Genomic DNA, 21,770 nt, shown 5'->3' with positions numbered 1-21,770 from the left:
TTCTTCCTGCCAATAATTGCTTTGCTCGCACAGTTCCTCATATTCGCGCTTGAGGATGCCGACGATAATCCGGTCATAGTACCGGTTCTTCCTGAAGGCATGCTCGCGTACTCTGCCTTCTTCTTGCCATCCGCATTTTTGGACGTAGAGATTATAAGAAGGAACATTATGTTCGACGATATCGCCATCCAACCGGTGCAGCTGCAGTTCTTCGAATGCATATTTCATGGTTGTCATCACCGTGTCCCGGCCATACCCATGGCCTTGCATATTCTTTTTTCCGATGATGATGCCATGATACGCTGAACGGTTTTTAAAATCGATATTCGTTATCGTTGAAATGCCGATGAACCCATCGAGCGGGGTCTCGATTGCAAAACGCAGGTGCTGGCCGTCAAATGCCAAGCCGTCAAACCATTTATTCTGCTGATCCGCCGAAATGGGGTGGGACCAGCCTCCGAGCAAGTGGCCGATTTCCGGATCGTTATGAAAACTTCTCAAGCTTTCCATATCGGATCTTTCCAAAGCACGCAGCGTCACTTTTTTTCCCTGAATATTCATCTTTACCACCTCTTCCCAAGTATTATGGAGCGTTGCTCAATCATTTCATCCATTCTCAAACGCTTCGGTATGACGGGAAATAGCCTTCCGCTAAGCGGGAACGGCTTGCGGCCATTTCGGTTAACTCCGCGTAAATCTTCGGGTTATAAATACGGGTGCCCAAATAATAATCGTAATTATTATTATTGGTGAAAGATGCTTTGTATTTGAACAAACTGTCATTTTCCCCGTAACCGCCGCCTAAGTGCAATAAGTTACAGTTCAATTCTTTGGATATGATTACCATGAAGTCGAAGAGCAAATTATTCGGCCGCAAGTCCAGATGGTCTTTATCCGAGGCACCCAAATGGTAATGGGCAAGATGTTTTGTCGTATAGAGAATGGCTGCAGCTATGACTTTTTCGCCCAAGTAGACAAATAACAGATGGGATTTCGAGACGGCTGTATCCATCAGCTGTTGTTGGATGGATGAAAAGCAGAAGTAATAACTATCGGCAGCCGCTTTGCGGTTCATCGTTGCCTTGTACAAAGCCAAGAAAGTTTCAATATTGTCGTCGCTCTTACTGACTTCTTTGCAATAGAGGTTATTGGATATAGCCTTCTTAATATTCCGCTTGGTCATCTTGCTGTACTGGTGCTGGATCTGCGGCAAGCTTTCTGACAACTCCACCGCGGTGCTCTTTCGGATGTAAGTTAAATCGCAATAGCCGTTAAGGTAACGGGCGTTATTCAGGAGAGGGTGCAGCCGGACGACTTCTGAAACAATGTTCGTTTCCAAACAATAACCACGAAACAGCCTAGTGAATTCCTCGAGAACTTTCTCATCTCCGGAAACGAGCGGCCCCCCATAACCATAAGGCGTGGTGATGTCGTAGATCGGCTGTTCTGTATAGTGGTCTATTCTTCGCAGGATAAAAGGATAAATGACGCTTCCCAAGCTATTTTCAAAAAACACGAGCTTTGCCTGCCCTTTCTCTTTTTCCGCATTCCACTGACAATACTCGTATGTGTAGTAAACATCATTCACGGGAAATTCATTAACTACCTTATCCCAATATTCCTTTGTTTCAATGATCGTGATGTTTGGAATTTGGGTATCGATCATCATGATAAATGCCCCCTTCTCTAGACTCAAATTTATGTTAAACACCCGCTGTTTATAATTTGATTATTACTGCTCAAAGTTAAAAGCACGTTAAAACATTATGGTTTCTTTTTAGAAACAGTTTGAGGTTTTTAAATTTGAAAAATTCAACAGCGAGGAAGCCGCCATGGCCGAGAAAAAGTCAGCTTTCGGCGGATAAGTGGAGCTTTTTTGTAGTAGAAAATCGATTCCACACTATAGATTCGAATTTATTGTGATCAACAAATGGCAGAACTCAGTTAGTTAAATATAAGATTTTGGAAACAACGTGAAGGGATGAGAAGTTATCTATTTTATTAGGTGGGGTATATATTTCGGTAGGTGTTACGTTCGGCAGAAAGCTGGCGAACAGCATCAACCGGCATAAGCCGCATGAAAATAATAATCACTTGGAGGGAAATACACATGAAAAGTTTACAAGATACAGCTACATTGCATAATGGAAGTGAAATGCCTTGGCTCGGACTCGGCGTGTTCCGCGTGAAAGAGGGCCCTGAAGCAGTCGAAGCGGTCAAAACAGCAATCATCAACGGCTACCGCAGCATCGACACAGCGGCGATCTACGGCAACGAAGAAAGCGTCGGAGAGGGGATTCGTCAAGGGATAAAGGAAGCGGGCATTTCAAGAGAAGACCTGTTTGTCACGTCTAAATTGTGGAACGCGGATTTCGGTTATGAGTCGGCAATCGCCGCATATGGCACGAGCCTAAGCAAGCTGGGGCTTGAGTATTTGGACTTGTACTTGATCCACTGGCCGGTCGAAGGCAAATACAAAGAGGCGTGGAAAGCGCTCGAACACCTCTACTCAGACGGCCAAGTGAAAGCGATCGGCGTCAGCAATTTCCAGATCCACCACTTGGAAGATTTAATGAAAGACGCAGACATCAAGCCGGTCGTCAACCAAGTCGAATACCATCCGCGCTTGACGCAAGAACCGCTGCAGGCATTTTGTCAGGAGCACGACATCCAGCTAGAAGCGTGGTCGCCACTGATGGCAGGGAAAGCGCTCGAGCAAGCGGATCTGCAAAAAATCGCCCAGAAATACGGCAAATCGGTCGCGCAAATCATCTTGCGCTGGAACTTGCAAAACGGCGTTGTCACCATTCCGAAGTCGACCAATGAAGGGCGCATCGTAGAAAACTCCCAACTATTCGATTTCGAACTGGCGGAAGAAGACATGACAAAAATCAATGCACTCAACCGAGACCAGCGTATCGGGCCGGATCCGGACAATTTTGATTTTTAACGGATTGCGGAGTGTTCAAAAAAAGCCATAACTAAAAGAAGGAGAGCATGCCGCGTGGCATGCTCTCCTTCTTTGTTATTTTTGCAGTTGATAGCCGAGTTTGTTCAGTGCCGATTCGATATCGGTGACGTAGTCGGTTTTCAGTTGCGATAGCTGTTCGCGGGCATCCTGCATTTGCACGAGCCACGGCGGCAGGCCAGTCATCATCACCTGCACGCCCATGACGTTGAGGCCAGACACCAAATTGTTCAAGACGTCCGGAAAGCGGTTTTCCAATAAAGCGAGCTGCGACAGATCAATGACGAAAGAATCGATGCCTTTATCTGCTGCGTAATACAAGGTATCTTCCATGATCTTACTGGAGCGCTGTTCATTGACATTGCCTTGTAGCGACAGAATCGCCAAGCCTTTTTTGATCGGAATGATCGGCACGCTGAGGAGCTCGATGTCCGCGACCGTGTTGTCGAGATGAATGATATATGACAACACTTCCGCCATGCTCTTCAAGAAACGGATGTCTTTGTCGGTGAAGTTCTTTTCTTCCGGGTCCATGACGCATAATGTACCGAAAACATTGCCATGGAAGTCACGCAGCGTCACCCCTAAAAATCCTTTGACATCAAGCTCTTCGGTGGCATCGAGATCTTTCGTTAAGCTGAACTTACCGAGGTTACGTGTATGCATCGTCTCTTGATCACTTTCGAGGATCAATCGGCAATACGCACCGTCGTAATCGACCGCATGACCTTCCGGGATGATGTAATGGTCTTTATTAAATGAGCTGATCACGTCCATGGTTTTCGGCCCGCGCTGTGTTACGTATGCGGTATTGATGCCGAGTTCATCACTGATCACCTGAAACAATTTATAGGATACTGCTTTCAATGCATCGTGGTTAGGCGTTCTATTCAATTGTTGCATAATTATTGGTTCCTCCTCAATGGCTATCAGTGGGGGCAATAGTTAGTTTGGTTGTTAAGCTAAGCTGTCAAAAATCCCCGCTCAGCCAAGATTTGGGTGTTCAAATGCCGGATCCAAACCCTCGTTATGGACGAGTTTCATGTACATTATCCAATACATAGAGGATACCCTTTAATCCACGGCTTCTAACACTCTCCTAAAGAGAGCCTTAGCACTTCAGGTAAACCGGGTTCGAGAAAATGAAAGCTATAGTTCCAATCCGGCCTTGGCAGGGGATTCTGCGAATTCGTCTTTCGCATCTAACAGGTAGCTGAAGAACGCTAGTCCTGCTGAGATCAAGGCGCACAATCCGCCGACCCAAGACAAGTGGACATAGCCGCCGTTTGCGACAACGTAGCCGCCGAGTGTCGCGCCGAGCGCAATGCCGACGTTGACTGCGACAGGCGTCAAAGAAGAAGCGAAATCTTTGGCTGCCGGGAAATAGACCGTCGCCAAGTTCATCAAATACATTTGAATGGTAGCGTTCATCGCGTAAATCATGACCGCCATCAGCATGAGACTGATGAGTCCCGCGAAAGTGGTGCCCATCGTGAAGAAAAGGGAAGTTAAAATGACAGCTTGAACGACAAACACATAGCGCAGATTGCTGACGCCGTTGTTGCTGGCGATCTTGCCGGCTAGCACCTGAGGATCGAGAATGCGCCGTAACCGAGTAAAATGGCACTGACGTAACTTGCCGGAATCCCCATGCCGTCTTGCAGGATCGGCGTGATGTACGTGTAGATCGTATACGTGCCCGCAATGGAGAATGTCGGGATGAAGAACGCCAAAATCATCCGCGGATTGGCCAGCAAACCGAGCTGATCCTTGGCCGAGACTTTCACGACTTTCAGTTTGCGCGGCAGGATGAAGATGCTCAAAATCAAGCTGATGACACCGAGCAGCGTCGTGAACCAAAACGTCAGCTGCTAGTTGCCGAGCTGGCCGATGAGCGTCCCTTTTTTGCTTTTGGGCATGATTTCGCTGGCGATGCTCATCGACAATGCGATCAAGACACCGCTGACGACCGCCGTGATGACGCGGGAAAAGATCAGCAGTTCATAAGAACCGGATAAGGCGCTGATGACGTTGCCGATAATGAACAGCACAATCAATGTCAGCATTAACGGATATTTTGGGAAGCGGCTGACAAACGCGGTCAGTAAAGGCGTCCCGATAGCGTAGGCGATGGCGAAGCCAGAAACGAGCATGCCCGCGACGGCGAGGCTGATATTCAAATCGGTCGATACTTCCGCGAGCAGGCCGACGATGACGAATTCGCTAGTCCCCATGACAAAGGTCAACAGGGTTAAGGTAAACGCCAATACTTTCTGTTTCGTGCTGAGCAGTTGTGTTGTTGAAACTGTGTCCATAATAAATTCACTCCTGATTTGTAATCCACTATACGGGTATGTATTCATTTGTACATGGTCATATAGAAATATCTAAAATTATCGATATAAGAAATCAAATAAAAAAAGAGCCAAGGCAGAATCTCAAATTTCTTCGTTGATGAACTTTGAGATCTTTGCCAATGTCTCTTCGTTGCGTCTGTAATACGTCCATTGCCCGTGGCGCACAGCTTCGAGCAGCCCTGCTTTTTGCATGAGCGACAAATAATGCGACACAGACGATTGAGATAGATTCACTTTTTCTTGAATATCCCCGGCACACACGCCACCTTTGATGTTGACCTCCTTAGGCAAATGCGCTTGCTGTACCGGAAAATTCTTCTCGGGTTCTCTCAATCACTTCAAAATGTTCAGGCGGGTTTCGTTTGATAAGGCTTTGAATATATCTATTACTTTTAAATTTTCCATATGGCCAGGCAAGCTTAATGGTTTTCGGAAGGCAACGAATGCCCTTTAGCTTTGTCTGTAATATGGTAAAATCAAGAAAAAACAGAATAGTGAGGCTTTTAACATGAACGTAAATGAATTTGAACTAACTATCCAGAAGCTTTTTGGCGAGGAGTTGCTGAAAGAAGGGGATGAATACGGGTTTACGAGCACCTCAAACAATGCCATTAAAAAAACGGCTATGCGACGAATTTGTCCCTCGAAACTGTGGATCAGGCAATCAAGCATAAAGTCGATTTGATGGTGACACATCACGATGCCTGGGATTTCATCTACGGATTGCGGGAAGCGTGCACCCAAAAGCTGCAGGAACATAACATCAGCCATTTTTGGATTCATGCGCCGCTGGATTTCGCCGAATTCGGGACATGTACTTCGTTGATGAACGCGCTGGATGTAGACGAGATCAAAAAAAATTCCTCCTATAGTGAAGCAGGCGGAGAAGTGCCGGGCATCGCGGAATTTCTAGTTCCCCTGGACTTATCCAACAGGCGGTCGAAGAAGGCTGCGATACATACATCACCGGTGAAGCGACCCTTTACACGATCCAGTATGCTTAGTTTGCGGGAATCAACTTACTTGTAGGCAGCCATACGTTCACGGAAATCTTCGGTGTGGAAACCTTGGCGAAGAAAGTTGCAGAAATGCACTCGGATGTAGAAATCATGGAGTTGGAAGAAACTCATTTTGAATTGAAACATTGATTTCTGTGATGGAAAGGGAATGCGAGAAAATGAGTCCGCAAAAGGTGAGGGGAATTGAGAGACGCAAAAAGTATTAATCCAAGATGCGAATTTTCCAGTTCGGCTCCACGTGAACATGGACATCTGACACATCGTACAGCTCCATCAGCATGACTTCGACTTTGGTGGAGATGTCATGGGCGAGGCGGATATCCAAATCGGGATGGACCAACACGACCACATCCACAACGGCCCGGTTGCCGTAATTGCGGGCGCGGATATCCCGCACCTCGGTAACGCCTTCGACATCGAGCGCGCTGTCTTTGAACGATTTTATCAACTCTTCATCAAAGCCGTCGGTCAAATCGTGTGTGGCTTCCCAGAAAATGACCCAACCGGTCTTGCAAATAAGCAGGCCGACCAACAACGCGGCGAGCGGATCAAGCCATGGCAAATAAAACTGGGCGCCAACAATACCGACCAACGCTGCAATGCTGACCCAGGCATCGGACAAATTGTCTTTCGCCGCGGCTTTGAGCGCTTGGCTATTGATGCGCTTTGCCAACTTTTTATTATATCGATATACAAAATACATAATAATTGCAGAAAATCCAGCGGTCCAGGCGGAAATCATATCCGGTGCCTCTGCGCTGCCTTGGAAGACGGAGGTGACGGCTGTAAAGACGACTTGCAGCCCGACGGCGATGATGATGAAAGAAGCGACCAATGAAGCGACGGTTTCTGCGCGCCAATGCCCATAAGGATGGTTGGCGTCAGCCGGTTTTTGCGATAATTTCAAGCCGATCAATACGGCGATTGACGCGACGATGTCCGTCACATTGTTTAAACCGTCAGCCCGTAAAGCTTCGGATCCTGCGCTATAGCCAATAATTAATTTGATGATTGATAATATGATATAAGTGACAATGCTGAGGATTGCCCCTTTTTCGCCTAACTTCAAGTTGTCGAACCGTTCCTGATCCATGTTTAGTCACCCTCTCGCAAGTACTTGAGTATGATAACACCCGCACATCGAGTGGGTCTACAGCAAAGTTTTTTCAGTATAGCAACTGAAACGAGGATGGGCAAAAGAGTTTTGGCAGGGAAAAACTTTAGTTAACTGAGGATAAATGACGCATTCGAAAAGGTGGTTGGGATCTTTTTAGGAAAGCGTAAGTTGTTTGCAGGCCAAGCAATTTCAAAGTACAGAGCGGTGGATACTTACAAGAGGGGGATCACCATGAAAACCATTGGGCTGATCGGCGGGATGAGCTGGGAGTCGCAAAGCTGCTGAAAACCGCCCCTATTAAAATGAAACGACTGAGATTTTGTTCGATGATGTCGGAATAACGCAGGCAAAAAAGACTTCCCGCGATCAAGCCGATAAAGAAAGAGCCGTTAATGAACCCCCACCATCTCTCGTCGACCAACAAGGCCTCGCTGATGAATACGTAGAGAATCGCGGCGATCCATACAGTTCCGGCCATCGTCTCGAGCACATTCATCCAGGCGATGCGTTTTAATACCGGCGTCTTGGAGACCGTGTGCCAGCCTTTAGTGATTTGCTGCCATCTTCCTAAAGGCTTTTCCGGCTTTATATCGACTTTGTCCAAACCACTCAACAACAAGCTAGACAGCAAAAACAACCCGGCCGTCAGCCACACCAGGTCAGTTGCGGTCAGCCAGATCAACAGGGAGCTGCCGACAAACCACATCGCGGTCTGGATCAATTGGGTAACGGTTTCTTCGATGCCGTTAGCCTTTAACAGCTGGTGGCTTTTCACGTAATTCGGAATCAACGCTTGAGTCACCGGGTTGGCGCAACCATCTAAGAGCGCCACTAGGCTAATCAACAGAAATAGCCCGAAATAATTGGCAAGCGACAGCTGCGGCAGGAATATGGCCAAAGCAAGCAACAAACCGGTTTTGCCCATTTGCGATCCCGCAAGCAGCCATTTCAAATTAATGCGCTGCATGAAAAGCGGAGTTAATGTATTCGATATGAACATCGAACTGGTAATGACAAACGGCACAAAAGCGGCAGCGGTAGCCGAACCGGTCAATTCAAAAATGACGTAAATGATGCTGACAATGTACAAGACGTCGCCGATATTCGCGAGCGACTGGCCCGTCAGCAGCAGATTGAAATTTCTATTCAGCTTCATTCTTAAGCCCCCAAGAGTTCATTTCGTAAATGACTTCTGTAAAAGGGGTTATTTTAGATTGGATTGATGGTCATATTGGATGTTCCTTTCGTATGGAAGATAAATCTTGGGGGCGATTTATCTTTGGATTTTATTGTTTTCATTATACTCGAAATAATTGGAAAACAAATGGCGACAGAAGAAAATGTTGGATATAGTAGAAAAGAGAAGCTATTGCAAGGAAGTATTTAAAAAAGTGATTGCTTAAAAAAGAAAGCAGGAAGACTGATGAATCAAGCGAAATTGGAAGCAACCATCTTACATGCAGGCGTCGAGTCGGCGGAGTTTTTAGGGGAAGGGGCATGGCATGACGCCTGGAAAGTTTCGATGGGTAACCGCGAATTGGTCTTGCGGATTCCAAAAGAGACGGTTTACGGGAAGCGGGTATTCTTTAACGAAGAAGAACTTAAGGCCGAATACGCAGGGACGGAACTGTATTATCGGTCGGTCAATCAGGCGGTTCCTGGAGCAGCTCCGGAAGTTTTTCAGTTCCATGTATCTGAAAAACTGAGCTATACGCTCGAGTCGTTCGTCGGACAGCAGATCGATCTGCACGAAATGACAGAAACAGCAGCGTATCAGACAGGCAAAACGCTAGGCGAGATTTACCGGAAAACTGAGCAGATTCCGCACGGTTTGGACGGTTTCGGCTATCTTTACTGGTCCGAGCAGAGCGGACTTAGAGGCAGCATAACGGGAGATGTCCAGCGATTCCTCCAACAAGAAAGTGAAGAGCATCTGTCGGATTACCGGGTGTTGAGCGAAGCCAAGCCCGAATTCCGGGACGACACAGTGAGCGACGCGCTGAAACTGGCGGCAGAAATCAGAAGACAAAGATTCACCAAGCCGCTCCTCTCCAATCAAGACGCTTCACCGGAAAACATCCTGATGAACGGCACACAAATCTGCCTGATTGATCCGTTCCCGAGCATCTATTACCCACGGGGGATGGCCGGGAACTTCATGAACCTGTATGAAACGCTCTTTATCGCTTTGTCGGATACAGAGCGCTACAGAAAACATGAATTCGCAATGTGTGCAGACAACTTGAAGGGGGTCGCTAACGGATTTCTGGACGGCTATAGTGCAGGCGACAAACAAATTGCTGCCCAGGTCAGAGGAGAGCAACTGCTGCAGCTGCAAGAAACAGCTTTCAGCCACTTTCACTTGTTGTCGGAAGACCTGCCGGAACAAGCGCGCATCCGCTACGGCAATAAACAACAAATCGAAAGCAGGCTCACGCTATTGGCCGGTGAATTGAAAGCATTGGCGGCGTCTGAAATCGGACATCTTGCCGATTCACTTATTCACTTGAGCGCGGATAGCCTTCAAGTGCCTACGACAGCCGCTTGCTTTAACGAACTCTGAATCAAACCAACCGCGCCTTTCTTCCCCTCCACTCAAATTATCTGAAAAATCATTGACTTAATTAATGGTGGGCGATAAAGTGTAAACAAGTCATCTGATGACCTGTTGAATATAAAGTTTTTTAGAAATAAAAGCGTTTTAAACGGAGCGGCAAATTTGGCGACTCAGAAGATTGGGGGAATTAGATGCTGTTGCTTGTAGCTTTGAGCGCGATTATTGCACCGTTCATATTCGTCGTCATGCTTCGGATGTCTGTATTAAAAGGAATGTCTTTCAGTGCGACGGTGACCTTGTCCTCGGTGCAATACAACATCGCCCAACAGACCGGGCTTGGTATGAACATCGTCCGCAGTCTGCGGATTTGTTTTAATGTTGCTGTTATAGAGCTGCTCTTTTAAATTTTATCCCCAGCTAGTAAAGTGAGGATAGGAATACATCAGTCGGGAGAGAACGTATATGGAATTCAAACAAATTCGGACCAGAAAAATTTACGAAGAAGTAACAGATTCGATTTTGGAAATGATCAAGACGGGCCAGTACAAGGCAGGGGACAAACTCGATTCGGTCGAACAGCTGGCGAAGAATTTCAATGTCGGGCGTTCGGCGATCCGTGAAGCGTTGAGCGGTTTGCGTGCGATGGGTTTGGTCGAGATGCACCAAGGGGAAGGGACGTATATCACAGCTTTTGATGCATCGAAATTCTCTTTGCCCGTATCATCGGCGCTCCTCATGAAGCGGGAAGACATCAAGGAACTGTCGGAAGTGCGGAAAATCCTCGAAGTCGGAGCGGTTGCATCCGCTGCGCTGAACTACCGCAAAGAAGATTTGGCAGAGATCGAACAAGCCTTGACGGCGATGAAGCAAGCGAAAGGCCAAGGAGCGCTCGGCGAAAAAGCGGATCTTGCATTCCACTTGGCGATCGCCCGGGCGACGCATAACCAGATGCTCATCAACCTGATGGGCAGTGTGGCGGAAATCATGGTGGAATCGATGCGTGAAACACGGCTCCTTCTTTTGTATTCAGAAGAAATGATGGGCTCACTTCTCGAAGAGCACCAAGAGATTTTTGAAGCGATCAAGCAGCGCAACGCAGACGCAGCGCAGGCGAAAATGCTGGACCATCTCGTCGGCGTGGAAAAAGTGCTGTCGAAGTACATCGATTAATTAGCCGATTGAACCAGCTGTATTGCTATTGCCTGGTCATATGATGACCTGTTCTCTTAACCGTCCATGCGGCTGTGCCGTTCAGAATGAAAATAACTTAAGAAAAGAGTGGATGAGCATGAAAGTATCCTTATTTGTCACTTGCCTCTCAGAGATGTTTTATCAGAACGTGGCGAAAGACGTAGTGGAAGTGTTGGAACGGCTCGGCTGCGACATCGATTTTCCAAAAGGGCAAATATGCTGCGGGCAGCCCGCCTATAACAGCGGCTACCGGAAAGACGCCCAAAAAGCAGCCAAACAGATGATCGACAGCTTCGAGAACTCGGAATACATCGTCACGCCGTCCGGTTCCTGTGCAGCGATGTTCAAGGAGTACCCGGAACTGCTCAAAGACGACCCGAAATGGCATGCGCGTGCACAGGCGACAGCGGATAAAACTTATGAATTCACCCAGTTTATCGTCCATGTGCTGAAAATCGAAGACGTCGGGGCGGAGTATCCGGCTAGGGCGACCTATCACACCTCCTGCCATATGACGCGGTTGTTGAAAGAGACGGATGCGCCGTCCCTGCTATTGGCGAATGTCAAAGGGCTCTATATGCTGCCGCTTGCGAATAATTATGATTGCTGCGGATTCGGCGGCACATTCGCCGTGAAGATGGCACCGATTTCTGAGCAGATGGTCGATGAAAAAGTACGCCACATCGAAGAGTCGACGGCTGATCTGCTGATTGCGGCGGATAACGGCTGCATGATGAATATCAAAGGGCGCATCGACCGAACAGGCAAACCAATTGAAGTAAAGCACATTGCACAGATCCTGAATTCGCAAACAGCAGAAGGGGGGAATTAACGATGGCGATGAAAATTGGAGACAAGTCGTTTTTCGGACGTGTAGACGACGCCCTGCAGGATGATTTCATGAGGCAGGCGATGAGTTCCGCACAGGACCGCCTGCGCGGCAAAAAACAGGCGGCGACGGTCGAGGATGAACTGGTCGGGGACTGGGAAGAGTGGCGCAGTGCAGGCGAGGAAATCCGCCAGCACACGCTCGATAACTTGGATTTCTATTTGGAGCAGCTGAGCGAAAACTTCACGAAGCGCGGCGGCCATGTCTATTTCGCCAAAACCGCAGAAGACGCTACACGCTACGTACAGGAAGTGGCGAAGCGGAAAAACGCCAAAAACGTCACGAAAGCGAAGTCGATGGTGACGGAAGAAATCGGCCTCAACGAAGCGCTCGAAGAAATCGACTGCAATGTTTACGAGACGGATCTCGCGGAGTATATCCTGCAAATCGACGACCACGACCGGCCGTCCCATATCGTCGTGCCCTCTTTGCATAAAAACAAAGAGCAGATCCGCGACACGTTCCGCGACAAAGCCAATTACACCGGCACGGAAGAACCGAAGCAATTGGCGGCCTTTGCGCGCGCCCAGCTGCGGGAGACGTTCATGCAGGCAGATATCGGTGTGACCGGCTGCAATTTCGCGGTCGCACAATCAGGCTCGATTTCGCTGGTGACCAATGAAGGAAACGCCAATATGGTCACCACCTTCCCGGAGACGCAGATCAGCATCATGGGGATGGAGCGACTCGTCCCGACATGGGAAGAGCTTGACGTCATGACCAACCTGCTCAGCAGAAGTGCAGTCGGGCAGAAAATCACGACTTACGTGACGAACTTGACGCCGCAATTAGTCGAAGACAGTGTCGATGCGCCGAAGGAATTCCATCTGGTCATTTTGGATGCCGGCCGCTCGAATGCACTCGGCACCGAGTTCCAATCGGCGCTCCAGTGCATCCGCTGCGCCGCTTGCGTCAATGTCTGTCCCGTATACCGACATATCGGCGGCCATGCGTACGGCTCGATCTACCAGGGGCCGATCGGGGCGGTATTGTCCCCGATACTCGGCGGCTATGAAGAATACGGCGAACTTCCGTATGCATCGAGCCTGTGCGCGGCCTGCACGGAAGCCTGCCCGGTCAAAATCCCGCTCCACGAACTGTTGATCCGCCACCGGGAAAATTACGTGAAAGACTACGGGAAAACGGCTGAGAAGATGGCGATGAAGACTTTCGGCGTCGGAGCGAGCTCCCCGCTGCTGTTCAAAATGGCCGTCAAAGGCATGCCGGCAGCGATGAAGCCATTCGTTAAAGACGACCATATCGAAAACGGGCCGGGCCCGATGAAACTGTGGACAGAAGTCCGCGATTTCCCGGCACCCGGCAAAGGCAATTTCCGCAACTGGTTCGACAACCGTAAAAAGGGGGGCGGAGCACATGACTGAAGGTTTGGTCCATAACCAGGAAGAGTTTTTGAACAATATTTCCGCGCGACTCGGCAGGGAGCGGAAACAGCAAGTGGTGAAACCCGTCTGGAAACACCGCCCGCAATGGGAAATCCTGAAAGATGCGGCGCCGGAGGAACTGGCTGCGCAATTTAAAAAGAATAGCCTCGAAAAAACGACGGCAGTCATCGAAACGACGGCCGCCGGGCTTGCAGAAACCGTACGTGGCGCCATCAGCCAATACGGCGGCGGACGCGTCGTCACGACAAAAGACGCGCGCTTCGGCGATTACGGCCTGGAGCCGGTTCTTGTGGAAAGCGAAGCGCACGTATGGAACGCGGAGCTGGGTGAAGAAAACATCGACATCGCCAAACGCGCCGCGGTCGGCGTCTTCTTCAGCGACATCAGCCTGGCTGAATCCGGCACGGTCGTTCAGTTCAACGGCAAAGATATTGCGCGCTCGGTCAGCTTGTTGCCGCTCGCGTATCTCGCAATCGTGCCACAGTCGACCATCGTGCCGCGCATGACGCAAGCGACACATCAGATCCAGCAATCCGTCGAAGCAGGCCAAGAGCTCTCGACCTGCATCAACTTCATCTCAGGACCGAGCAACAGCGCCGACATCGAGATGAACATCGTCATCGGCGTCCACGGCCCGGTCGAAGCGTTGCATGTTATCGTGACGGACCGGTGATGGTTGAAGTTGTGTAAGGGAAATAATGAAAACCACAAAAACCGCTGCTTCGAGGGATCGATTCCTCGAAGCAGCGGTTTTTTTGAATATAATACTCTCGCCAGTCAGCTTGTTTGAGTGCTCAGCTTTTCCTTGCCGTATTTTTTCACCAAATAGTCGGCGAGGAGCCACGTGCCGATCGCGACGGCGATGGGTGTCAGGAGCGGAACCGGTGACGCTGCGAGCAAATAGGCGGATACCGTGTTGGCCCAAGCGTGCAGGATGACGCATAGCCAGACATTTTTCGTACTATTGTAAAGCCAGCCGAGGATATAAGCTTGCGGAATGGTCAGTAAGGTGAATCCGACCAGCGACAGCAGTGCCACTGGAATTCCATTCGCGTAGTTCATGTAAATGATGATGGGATAATGCCAGATGCTCCACAGCACCCCCACCCGGAAACAGGCTTTTTCTGCTGTGTATTTGGTCTGCAGCAATGGCTGCAAATATCCGCGCCAACCGAACTCCTCCATGCCGCTCGTCAAACACTGGAACAGGAAAAATACCGGGATGAACCAGAGAGGCAGCGCCGGCCAGTTGAACTCCGCAGTGAATCCCGACACAATCCACGTAACGAGCAGCGCCGCTGAAAAGAGAATGATGGGATAGAGAAAGATGAACAATAGCCAGCCGCCGACTCTGGTTTGCCGGATTTTTTTGGCAGGCTTCGTGGGCATTCGTGCTTTTTCGTTCTTCATCAACAGGCCTACTGCAAACACACCGAAGAGTGGGCCGTAAACTGCAGCCGTAAAAAAGAGAAAAACGATCAGCTGCGGCAGGCTTTCCACGCCTTCTGTCAGAATGGTATAGACCCCTTCATTATAGAGAATCTCCACACCGCTAAGCATGGAAAATAGCATGATCCCGATCCACAAAGTCCAGGAAAACAAAATAGCACCACTATAGTAAATCGTGACTTTCTTCGCTATGCTTTCCATCACAATTACCCCCACTCATTTTTAGTTTCGGCAATTAGTGCTGGCGACTATCAATCCTGACTGCTTCATCAGCTCATCTCAGCGGGCACAGGCTGCAGTTTCAATATCCATCAAGTATTCATGTATATAATTTAACTGAAAATTCAGCAAACAATCAAGAGAGACTTTTTTCATTGGAATATCTATAAGGCCATCAGTGCCCGAAAATGAAGAAAAGCCAGGAATTACTGAAAGAGCTGTGTCCTGATAGGGGAGCAGAGCTGTTTAAAGTTATCATTAAGAAGTGGACCGTGAAAAGCGACTATAAGCAAAACGAAAGATGACTTGTTTTGTAGCAGGACGCTGAATCTTTTGAACTGAAATCACCTTAAACCTAAAAATTAGTACCTAATAATAAAACAAGGTGCTAAAATGGAAAGAGTACCGTAAAAGGGGTGTATGAATGACCAAATCAACAGCAAGAATTACAGCCATCGGATCATATGTTCCTGAAAAGAGGCTGACGAATCGTCACTTGGAAGAATTAGTGGACACTAACGATGAATGGATCCTACAGCGCACCGGCATCAGAGAGCGCCGCATTGCGGGAGACCATGAATTTACGAGCGATATCAGCGCGAACGCCGCGCTAGATTTGGCGGAGCGCTACGGCAAGACGTTTGAAGACGTCGATTTGATAATCGTCTGCACGATGACGCCCGATTTTAAAACGCCGGGCGTGGCGGCACTGGTCCAAGCAAAACTCGGCATCCAAAATACCGGCGCGATCGACTTGAACGCTGCCTGTGCCGGCTTTTCCTACGGTTTGCAGATGGCGAACGGCTTGATCACCTCCGGATTGCATAAAAAGATCCTCGTCATCGGTGCGGAAACTTTCTCAAAGATACTCGATTACACCGATCGCTCAACGTGCATCCTGTTCGGCGACGGCGGGGGCGCGGTCTTGGTCGAATATGACGAACAGCAGCCGAGTTTTATCGAATCTCATATGGGAACGAACGGCGGCTTGGCGAATAATTTGTACTGCACGGACCTGGCGGGTGAAATGTTCGGTCAGGAACTGGCCGCTCGCAACGTTGTCGCACAAAACGGCCGCGAAGTGTATAAATGGGCGGTCAATACCGTGCCAAAAGGTGTCACGGCTTTAATGGACAAAGCAGGCATTTCCGCAGCGGATATCGATTGGTTCGTGCCGCACAGCGCCAATTTGCGGATCATCGAATCGATTTGCACAAGAAGCGGGTTGCCGCTCGACAAGACGATCTACTCACTTGAATATTACGGCAACACATCTGCAGGGTCGATTCCGCTATCGCTCGCAGAAGGCGTGAAAGACGGCCGCATCAAAGCAGGCGATCAATTGCTGCTGTATGGATTCGGCGGCGGGTTGACGCATGCTGGCATGCTGGTTAATTGGTCGATCTGATTCATAATAAAACCGCTTTTACAACTCCTGCTGCTGCGGGAGTTTTTTTCTTTTCTAGGAATTAACTTGTGGAAAAATTAGAACATTTGTTCTATAATAGAAGAACAGCTAGAACTCAGGCTTTTTCTTTAATACATATTTTTTGTTTCATTTGCTAGCCAATGAGGCGTCCATCCATTCTGGGATTAGATGTTCGAATATTTCGTTAATTTTAACCAATCAGTTATAATGAAAAACATAATTAAGCACTCGTTTGTGCATCCTTCAATAGAAAAAGGTGAGGATCATGGATAATGAAAAGCTGAATCGACAGTCAAACGGCGTGGCTGTGGAAGCGACCGGGCTTGTCAAAGTATACGGCAAAGAACGTGCTGTGGATGGTGTAGATTTGGTGATCCCAAAAGGAACGGTGTACGGTTTTTTGGGACCGAACGGTGCAGGGAAAACGACGACGATCCGCATGCTGGCTACACTCATTCAGCCGGACAGCGGAACTGCGTCTATTTTCGGCCATGATTTGAAGACGGAGAGCGCGACAATCAAAAGTCGCATCAGCTTGACTGGCCAGTATGCTTCCATCGATGAAGATTTGACCGGCACGGAGAACTTGATTCTGATCTCGAGGCTAATGGGCTATACGACCAAGCAGGCGAAACAAAGGGCCTCAGAATTGCTTTTGGCATTCGGCTTGCAAGATGCAGCAAAACGTCAAGTGAAAAAGTATTCGGGTGGCATGAGGCGGCGGATCGATATTGCGGCGAGCATCGTCGTGACACCGGATCTGCTGTTTCTGGATGAACCGACGACCGGATTGGATCCACGGAGCCGCAACCAAGTGTGGGATATTATCCGCGCGCTCGTGCATAACGGGACGACCGTGTTGCTGACGACTCAAAACTTGGAAGAAGCAGACCAGCTGGCCGACCGGATTGCGGTTATTAACCGCGGCAAAATCATCGCGGAAGGCACGAGCAGTGAATTGAAGGCATCGGTCGGTAGTGGGACCTTGAACGTACAACTACTGGATGCATCAGACACAAAGCGTGCGACAGCCATTCTGGAACGCAAGCTTGGCACGTCGGTTCACATCGCTACGGACGGACTATCATTGAGCATGCAGGCGCAAGACTCATCTCTTGTCGCTGAAGCACTCGGGGAGCTCGCACGCGAGAAGATCGCCATCAGTGATTTTTCGCTCGGGCGCCCGAGCCTCGATGAAGTATTCCTGACATTGACCGGACAATCCGCAGACGAACAAGCGAACGTGGAGGAGGGGGGAACTCATGAGCGTGCAGGTAGAACATGATAAGTCGACTTTGGAAGAGGTCCATCCCTTGAGTGCCATCGCGACCGGTAGAAGGCCCGATCCGCCGAATGCTTTCGCTTCGACGATGGCATTCGCGCACCGGGCGCTGTTGCGGATTAAGCATGTTCCGGAGCAGATGTTTGATGTCACGGTGTTTCCGATTATCTTTTTGCTGATGTTTACCTATTTGTTCGGGGGCGCCATCGCGGGATCTACAGGGGAGTATCTGCAATTTCTGTTGCCTGGGATTTTGGTCATGACCGTCTCGCAAATCACGATGTACACAGGGATCGATTTGAACAATGATATCCGAAAAGGCATATTCGATCGCTTCCGCACATTACCGATCTGGCTGCCTTCTGCGCTGATCGGCGCGTTGCTTGTCGATGTCATCCGCTATTCACTGGCGTCCGCCATTATGATCGGTTTGGGGCTGGCGCTCGGATTTCGGCCGGAAGGCGGGGCCATCGGCGTATTCGGTGCCGTCCTTGTCATCTTGCTGTTTTCGTTCAGCTTTTCCTGGATTTGGACAGCCGCCGGCATCGTTATGCGTTCAGAAAAATCCTTGATGATGGTCAGTTTTTTGGTGATTTTCCCGCTGACTTTCGTCAGCAATGTGTTCGTCGATCCAGCCACGTTGCCGTCCTGGCTTCAGGGCTTCGTCAACATCAACCCCATTTCCATTCTCGCGACCGCTGTCCGCGGATTGATGCACGGCAACGGCACGTGGGAGCAAATCGGCTGGGTGTTCGTCGTCTCCGCTGGTTTTGTGGTGATCTTCGCGCCGCTGACGATGTACTTGTACCGGAAGAAAGAATAGCGAATAGCTCATCTACCGGATTTCTAACATTGAGCAATCAAGCTACCAGCGCACACAGCAAACCCCGAACGAGGACGCTTGAGAAAAGTGAACTCGTTCGGGGTTTTGTTGAGAAGTTTTTTTAAGAACGCGAGCGCCTATAGCTCTTGGGTGATAGCTGCTCCTGATATATGAATGAAGGTTCCTGACGCAGAGTGAAGCGCTGCATCATTCCCAAAAACGCCGATAATCGTGAAGGTATGCTTCGATGTTACGAGGCTTGTGGCCGGTCAGTTTCTGGTAATCAGTGGTTACGCCTTTGGCCAAGCCCAATTTGGTCGGGAAGTGGATGCCGATGACGACGTTGATGAACCCTTTGTCTTTTCCTCGGCCAACCATATACTGTTTAAACTCTTTTGCCGATGGATTCGCATAGGCAATCGGTTTGCCGAGAACCTCGCTCATCTTTTCTGCTACTTGATAGAAGTCCAGCGCTTCCTCGCCCGTGATGACGTAAGCTTTCTGTTGATGCAACTGCGGATATTGGAACGATAAAGCCACGATTTCCGCCAAATCACGGACGTCGACAAAGCTGGTTTTGCCCTTGCCGGCTGGAACATAAATGCGTTGGTGCTGTTTGATTTCCTCGCACAGAAAATCGTTCAGATTCTGCATGAAATAGCCGGCGCGGACAAACGTAAAGGGAAGTCCCAGTTTCTTGATGAGCTTTTCGTTTTTGAAATGATGGATAAACGGCAAAAACTGTGCGTCTTTTACAGACAAGTAAGTGATATGCTCGACGCCCTGCTTTTTGGCTTGCTCCAGGAACTTCGCAAATTGCAGATCGCCGCCTGGCGGGTACATGAGGAAAAGTTGAGTGATTCCTTGTAAGGCCGACGCAAAAGTCGCTGGATCCGCAAAATCCAAGCGGATATAATCATATGCATCGCCAGAGCGCTTGGTGGCTTTTCCCACATTGCGGACAGCGCATTTGAACGGAATGCCTTTGCTTTTTAAACTTTGGGCCACTTCATAGCCTGCATTGCCGGTAAATCCGGTCACCAGAACAGTCATTATCTTCACCGCTTTCTCTCGAAATGTTCAAGCTTTTTCAGTATACCACGTGAAAATGCGCAAGTTCCGGGCGTCCTTTTTAGTTTGTTAATGTTAAGGCTCATCTTTTGATGTGCAATGAGTAACATCCTCTTCCGGGTTCTCGTTCGCGTATACTGATATTACAAGTTTTGGAGTCTTTGATATGAAATAGTTAGGGAGACAAGAGGTGAATTCAATGAAAATCCAAATCATCGGCGGGTCAGGAACGGGCAAGAGCACTCTCGCGAAATACATCAGCGAACAGCAAGCGATCAAATGGATCGATACCGACAACTATCTATGGAAAGACAACACGTTCACAGAAAACCGTCCCGTAGAAGAGCGGAAGAAGATGTACGCGCAGGATATGGAATCAACAGACAGTTACGCAGCGTCAGGGTCTGTTTTTTCATGGCTACCGGAAGGCTTAAATGCTCGTAATCTGCTCGTATTCCTCTATCTCACTGAACCCGTGCGGATGGACAGGCTGCGGAAACGGGAAAAGGAGCGGAATAGCAGGTTATGGAAGGACACAAACGGGGAAGACATGAACGATTTCCTGGAATGGTACAAAACTTATTTAACAGAAAAAGATAAAAACATGGCGGGCACCTACGCTGAGCATGCCCATCAAATGGAGATATCGAAGAGTCCCGTGTTGAAGCTCGACAGTTCACAAACTGTGGAAAGGTTGTACGGGGAGATTTTGAATAGCTTCACAGTTCATTAGATCAACATTCATCCATGATCGGAGGAGAAAAATGAAGAAATGGACAAGTTGTTTAGCGATCATGTAAAAGCCGCTCCGGCAAAACTAGCTGGAGCGGCTTTTTCTATTAAGACCCGATTCCCTATTCGCTGACCTCGGACTTCTCTTGCACAATTGGATAGGAAAGTATGGAAGCATGTCGAATAGAGAGAGAGATGGAGTTTTCCGAATGTTTCCTCTATTCCCCGGAAGTCTCAGTCGCTGCATCTGCTCGCGTATTTCGAAAGACAGTTAATGAGGAGAACGCAATGAAGATTGACGTGATCAGGCATTCTGAATGGGCGCATGTCACGCTCGCCGTGACGCCGAACGGTTTTTCGACAGGCTTGTTGTTTCACCGAGATAAGGCTTTTCAGGTTGACTTGGATGTTTATGAAAGCCGGATCCTCTTGAACGTAGAAGGGAATCTTCACGCTGTGCCGCTGGAAAATTCCAAGTCGATCAAAACTTATTTCGAAGAGATATTCGAAGGCCTGGCATCGAAAGGAATCGATGTGACGATCAATCCGAAACCGCAGGAGATGACTTATAAGACCAATTTGAACGAAGGACGACACGCCGCTTATGTTCAACTGGAAAGACGCAGTAAGAGGATTGAAGTTGTTCCAGTTTGCGCTGCGTGAACAATTGAAGTTCGTCGGGCCGCTGCGCTGCCGGAAAATGAAACCGGCGCTTTTCTGGGGAACGTTTGACGTGTCGCTGCTCATTCTGCATGGCATCCGCGAGCCGTTTCCGCAAGACAAAGTCATCGAGAAGGCGGCTTTTGGCTAGGCGATGACAAAGTCGACGTGCCGTCATTTTTCGTTTTGCCTTATCCCTTTATCAACAGAGCGCTCGACAGCGCCCATCTAAAACCAGTCGAAGCCTATTTCGATGCCTCGCTGAGCGAATATTTCCTGAAGCTCGAAAGCGTCGCAGCATCCGAAAACCCGAGTAATGCGATGCAAGGGTTTTTCCGCTCCACCTTCGACATCTTGAGCGAAGAGCTGAAATGGCAAGGCTGTGCATACTACTTCACTCCGTTGGATATGCCAAAGCAGAAAGCTTAAGTCTATGGAGATTCACTTTTCAACGGAGAAAAAAGAGCTACTCTGCGTTTCCACTAAAAGAGATATGGAGCAAAACCGCGAAGACTCCCGTGGAATATCGCCCACCACTATGAGAAAAATTAAGTATGCCGACTCAAACAAATTGTTCACACATCACTTTTCTGACAACGTAAAA

The 21,770-nt window shown here is 48.8% G+C and carries 25 protein-coding genes and 1 pseudogene; 15 read left to right on the top strand and 11 right to left on the bottom strand.

Going from position 1 to position 21,770, the window contains the following annotated elements:
• Together J7E21_RS07635 and J7E21_RS07630 are read right to left on the bottom strand one after the other, a co-directional pair.
• Positions 1 to 561, bottom strand: a 561-nt coding sequence (locus tag J7E21_RS07635; RefSeq protein WP_215106285.1) for a GNAT family N-acetyltransferase, incomplete at its 3' end; no start/stop codon positions are given.
• Positions 562 to 616: 55 nt separating this feature from the next.
• Complete coding sequence (locus J7E21_RS07630; RefSeq protein WP_215106283.1) at positions 617 to 1,669, bottom strand: GNAT family N-acetyltransferase; 1,053 nt, start codon at positions 1,667 to 1,669, stop codon at positions 617 to 619.
• Positions 1,670 to 2,110: 441 nt separating this feature from the next.
• On the opposite strand from J7E21_RS07630, the gene J7E21_RS07625 reads away from it, so the two are divergent.
• A complete protein-coding gene (locus tag J7E21_RS07625) occupies positions 2,111 to 2,950 on the top strand; it encodes an aldo/keto reductase (protein WP_215106281.1) in 840 nt (279 codons plus the stop codon).
• A 75-nt stretch (positions 2,951 to 3,025) separates the two neighbouring features.
• Here the strand turns inward: J7E21_RS07625 and J7E21_RS07620 are convergent, their stop codons facing one another.
• From J7E21_RS07620 to J7E21_RS07610, 5 genes are all read right to left on the bottom strand, one after another.
• Positions 3,026 to 3,871, bottom strand: a complete 846-nt coding sequence (locus tag J7E21_RS07620; protein WP_215106279.1) for a GAF domain-containing protein — start codon at positions 3,869 to 3,871, stop codon at positions 3,026 to 3,028.
• A gap of 246 nt (positions 3,872 to 4,117) precedes the next feature.
• Positions 4,118 to 4,555, bottom strand: a complete 438-nt coding sequence (locus J7E21_RS16255) for an MFS transporter (RefSeq protein WP_251047893.1) — start codon at positions 4,553 to 4,555, stop codon at positions 4,118 to 4,120.
• Entirely contained in the window at positions 4,549 to 4,797 is a 249-nt protein-coding gene (locus J7E21_RS16250) for an MFS transporter (protein WP_251047892.1), read from the bottom strand. The genes J7E21_RS16255 and J7E21_RS16250 overlap by 7 nt, the downstream gene beginning before the upstream one ends.
• A 42-nt stretch (positions 4,798 to 4,839) precedes the next feature.
• Positions 4,840 to 5,283 carry an MFS transporter gene (locus J7E21_RS16245; protein ID WP_251047891.1) on the bottom strand — a complete coding sequence of 148 codons (444 nt, stop codon included), beginning with the start codon at positions 5,281 to 5,283 and terminating at the stop codon, positions 4,840 to 4,842.
• A gap of 123 nt (positions 5,284 to 5,406) precedes the next feature.
• Complete coding sequence (locus J7E21_RS07610; RefSeq protein WP_251047890.1) at positions 5,407 to 5,658, bottom strand: ArsR/SmtB family transcription factor; 252 nt, start codon at positions 5,656 to 5,658, stop codon at positions 5,407 to 5,409.
• A 175-nt stretch (positions 5,659 to 5,833) separates the two neighbouring features.
• On the opposite strand from J7E21_RS07610, the pseudogene J7E21_RS07605 reads away from it, so the two are divergent.
• Positions 5,834 to 6,473: pseudogene (locus tag J7E21_RS07605) on the top strand (Nif3-like dinuclear metal center hexameric protein).
• 73 nt (positions 6,474 to 6,546) lie between these two features.
• Here J7E21_RS07605 and J7E21_RS07600 read toward each other — a convergent pair.
• Positions 6,547 to 7,437 carry a cation diffusion facilitator family transporter gene (locus J7E21_RS07600; protein ID WP_215106277.1) on the bottom strand — a complete coding sequence of 297 codons (891 nt, stop codon included), beginning with the start codon at positions 7,435 to 7,437 and terminating at the stop codon, positions 6,547 to 6,549.
• Positions 7,438 to 7,687: 250 nt separating this feature from the next.
• Complete coding sequence (locus tag J7E21_RS07595) at positions 7,688 to 8,617, bottom strand: MFS transporter (protein WP_251047889.1); 930 nt, start codon at positions 8,615 to 8,617, stop codon at positions 7,688 to 7,690.
• A gap of 267 nt (positions 8,618 to 8,884) precedes the next feature.
• On the opposite strand from J7E21_RS07595, the gene J7E21_RS07590 reads away from it, so the two are divergent.
• From J7E21_RS07590 to J7E21_RS07565, 6 genes are all read left to right on the top strand, one after another.
• A complete protein-coding gene (locus J7E21_RS07590; protein ID WP_215106275.1) occupies positions 8,885 to 10,024 on the top strand; it encodes a hypothetical protein in 1,140 nt (379 codons plus the stop codon).
• A 185-nt stretch (positions 10,025 to 10,209) separates the two neighbouring features.
• On the top strand, positions 10,210 to 10,422 hold the full coding sequence (locus J7E21_RS07585) for a hypothetical protein (RefSeq protein WP_215106293.1): 213 nt from the start codon (positions 10,210 to 10,212) through the stop codon (positions 10,420 to 10,422).
• Between the two features lie 58 nt (positions 10,423 to 10,480).
• The gene (locus tag J7E21_RS07580; protein ID WP_215106273.1) at positions 10,481 to 11,188 is read left to right on the top strand and encodes a FadR/GntR family transcriptional regulator; all 708 of its coding nucleotides are present in this window, start codon (positions 10,481 to 10,483) and stop codon (positions 11,186 to 11,188) included.
• Between the two features lie 118 nt (positions 11,189 to 11,306).
• Positions 11,307 to 12,041, top strand: a complete 735-nt coding sequence (locus J7E21_RS07575) for a (Fe-S)-binding protein (protein ID WP_215106271.1) — start codon at positions 11,307 to 11,309, stop codon at positions 12,039 to 12,041.
• Between the two features lie 2 nt (positions 12,042 to 12,043).
• Positions 12,044 to 13,480 carry a LutB/LldF family L-lactate oxidation iron-sulfur protein gene (locus tag J7E21_RS07570; RefSeq protein ID WP_215106269.1) on the top strand — a complete coding sequence of 479 codons (1,437 nt, stop codon included), beginning with the start codon at positions 12,044 to 12,046 and terminating at the stop codon, positions 13,478 to 13,480.
• On the top strand, positions 13,473 to 14,174 hold the full coding sequence (locus J7E21_RS07565; RefSeq protein ID WP_215106267.1) for a LutC/YkgG family protein: 702 nt from the start codon (positions 13,473 to 13,475) through the stop codon (positions 14,172 to 14,174). The genes J7E21_RS07570 and J7E21_RS07565 overlap by 8 nt, the downstream gene beginning before the upstream one ends.
• Positions 14,175 to 14,278: 104 nt before the next feature.
• On the opposite strand, the gene J7E21_RS07560 is transcribed toward J7E21_RS07565, so the two are convergent.
• On the bottom strand, positions 14,279 to 15,151 hold the full coding sequence (locus J7E21_RS07560) for a CPBP family intramembrane glutamic endopeptidase (RefSeq protein WP_215106265.1): 873 nt from the start codon (positions 15,149 to 15,151) through the stop codon (positions 14,279 to 14,281).
• Positions 15,152 to 15,593: 442 nt separating this feature from the next.
• Between J7E21_RS07560 and J7E21_RS07555 the strand changes: the two genes are divergently transcribed.
• The 3 genes from J7E21_RS07555 to J7E21_RS07545 all read left to right on the top strand — a co-directional run bounded on the left by J7E21_RS07555 (position 15,594) and on the right by J7E21_RS07545 (position 18,703).
• Positions 15,594 to 16,577 (top strand): ketoacyl-ACP synthase III, encoded by a 984-nt coding sequence (locus J7E21_RS07555; protein WP_215106263.1) that lies wholly within the window; start codon positions 15,594 to 15,596, stop codon positions 16,575 to 16,577.
• Between the two features lie 286 nt (positions 16,578 to 16,863).
• Positions 16,864 to 17,883, top strand: a complete 1,020-nt coding sequence (locus tag J7E21_RS07550) for an ATP-binding cassette domain-containing protein (protein ID WP_215106261.1) — start codon at positions 16,864 to 16,866, stop codon at positions 17,881 to 17,883.
• A complete protein-coding gene (locus tag J7E21_RS07545) occupies positions 17,861 to 18,703 on the top strand; it encodes an ABC transporter permease (RefSeq protein WP_215106259.1) in 843 nt (280 codons plus the stop codon). The genes J7E21_RS07550 and J7E21_RS07545 overlap by 23 nt, the downstream gene beginning before the upstream one ends.
• Positions 18,704 to 18,910: 207 nt before the next feature.
• Here the strand turns inward: J7E21_RS07545 and J7E21_RS07540 are convergent, their stop codons facing one another.
• Positions 18,911 to 19,756: an SDR family oxidoreductase gene (locus J7E21_RS07540; RefSeq protein WP_215106257.1), complete on the bottom strand. Its 846-nt coding sequence runs from the start codon at positions 19,754 to 19,756 to the stop codon at positions 18,911 to 18,913.
• A gap of 217 nt (positions 19,757 to 19,973) precedes the next feature.
• On the opposite strand from J7E21_RS07540, the gene J7E21_RS07535 reads away from it, so the two are divergent.
• The 4 genes from J7E21_RS07535 to J7E21_RS16230 all read left to right on the top strand — a co-directional run bounded on the left by J7E21_RS07535 (position 19,974) and on the right by J7E21_RS16230 (position 21,595).
• Positions 19,974 to 20,507 (top strand): AAA family ATPase, encoded by a 534-nt coding sequence (locus J7E21_RS07535; RefSeq protein WP_215106255.1) that lies wholly within the window; start codon positions 19,974 to 19,976, stop codon positions 20,505 to 20,507.
• Between the two features lie 287 nt (positions 20,508 to 20,794).
• Positions 20,795 to 21,169: a DUF5996 family protein gene (locus J7E21_RS16240; RefSeq protein ID WP_251047888.1), complete on the top strand. Its 375-nt coding sequence runs from the start codon at positions 20,795 to 20,797 to the stop codon at positions 21,167 to 21,169.
• On the top strand, positions 21,147 to 21,317 hold the full coding sequence (locus J7E21_RS16235) for a hypothetical protein (protein WP_251047887.1): 171 nt from the start codon (positions 21,147 to 21,149) through the stop codon (positions 21,315 to 21,317). Before J7E21_RS16240 ends, J7E21_RS16235 begins: the two co-directional genes overlap by 23 nt.
• Positions 21,318 to 21,334: 17 nt before the next feature.
• Positions 21,335 to 21,595 (top strand): DUF5996 family protein, encoded by a 261-nt coding sequence (locus J7E21_RS16230; RefSeq protein ID WP_353047745.1) that lies wholly within the window; start codon positions 21,335 to 21,337, stop codon positions 21,593 to 21,595.
• The last annotated feature ends 175 nt before the right edge of the window (positions 21,596 to 21,770 follow it).

The organism is Planococcus sp. ISL-109, assembly GCF_018613655.1.
Taxonomy (GTDB): Bacteria; Bacillota; Bacilli; order Bacillales_A; family Planococcaceae; genus Planococcus.
This window is presented reverse-complemented; position numbering and strand designations above follow the sequence as displayed.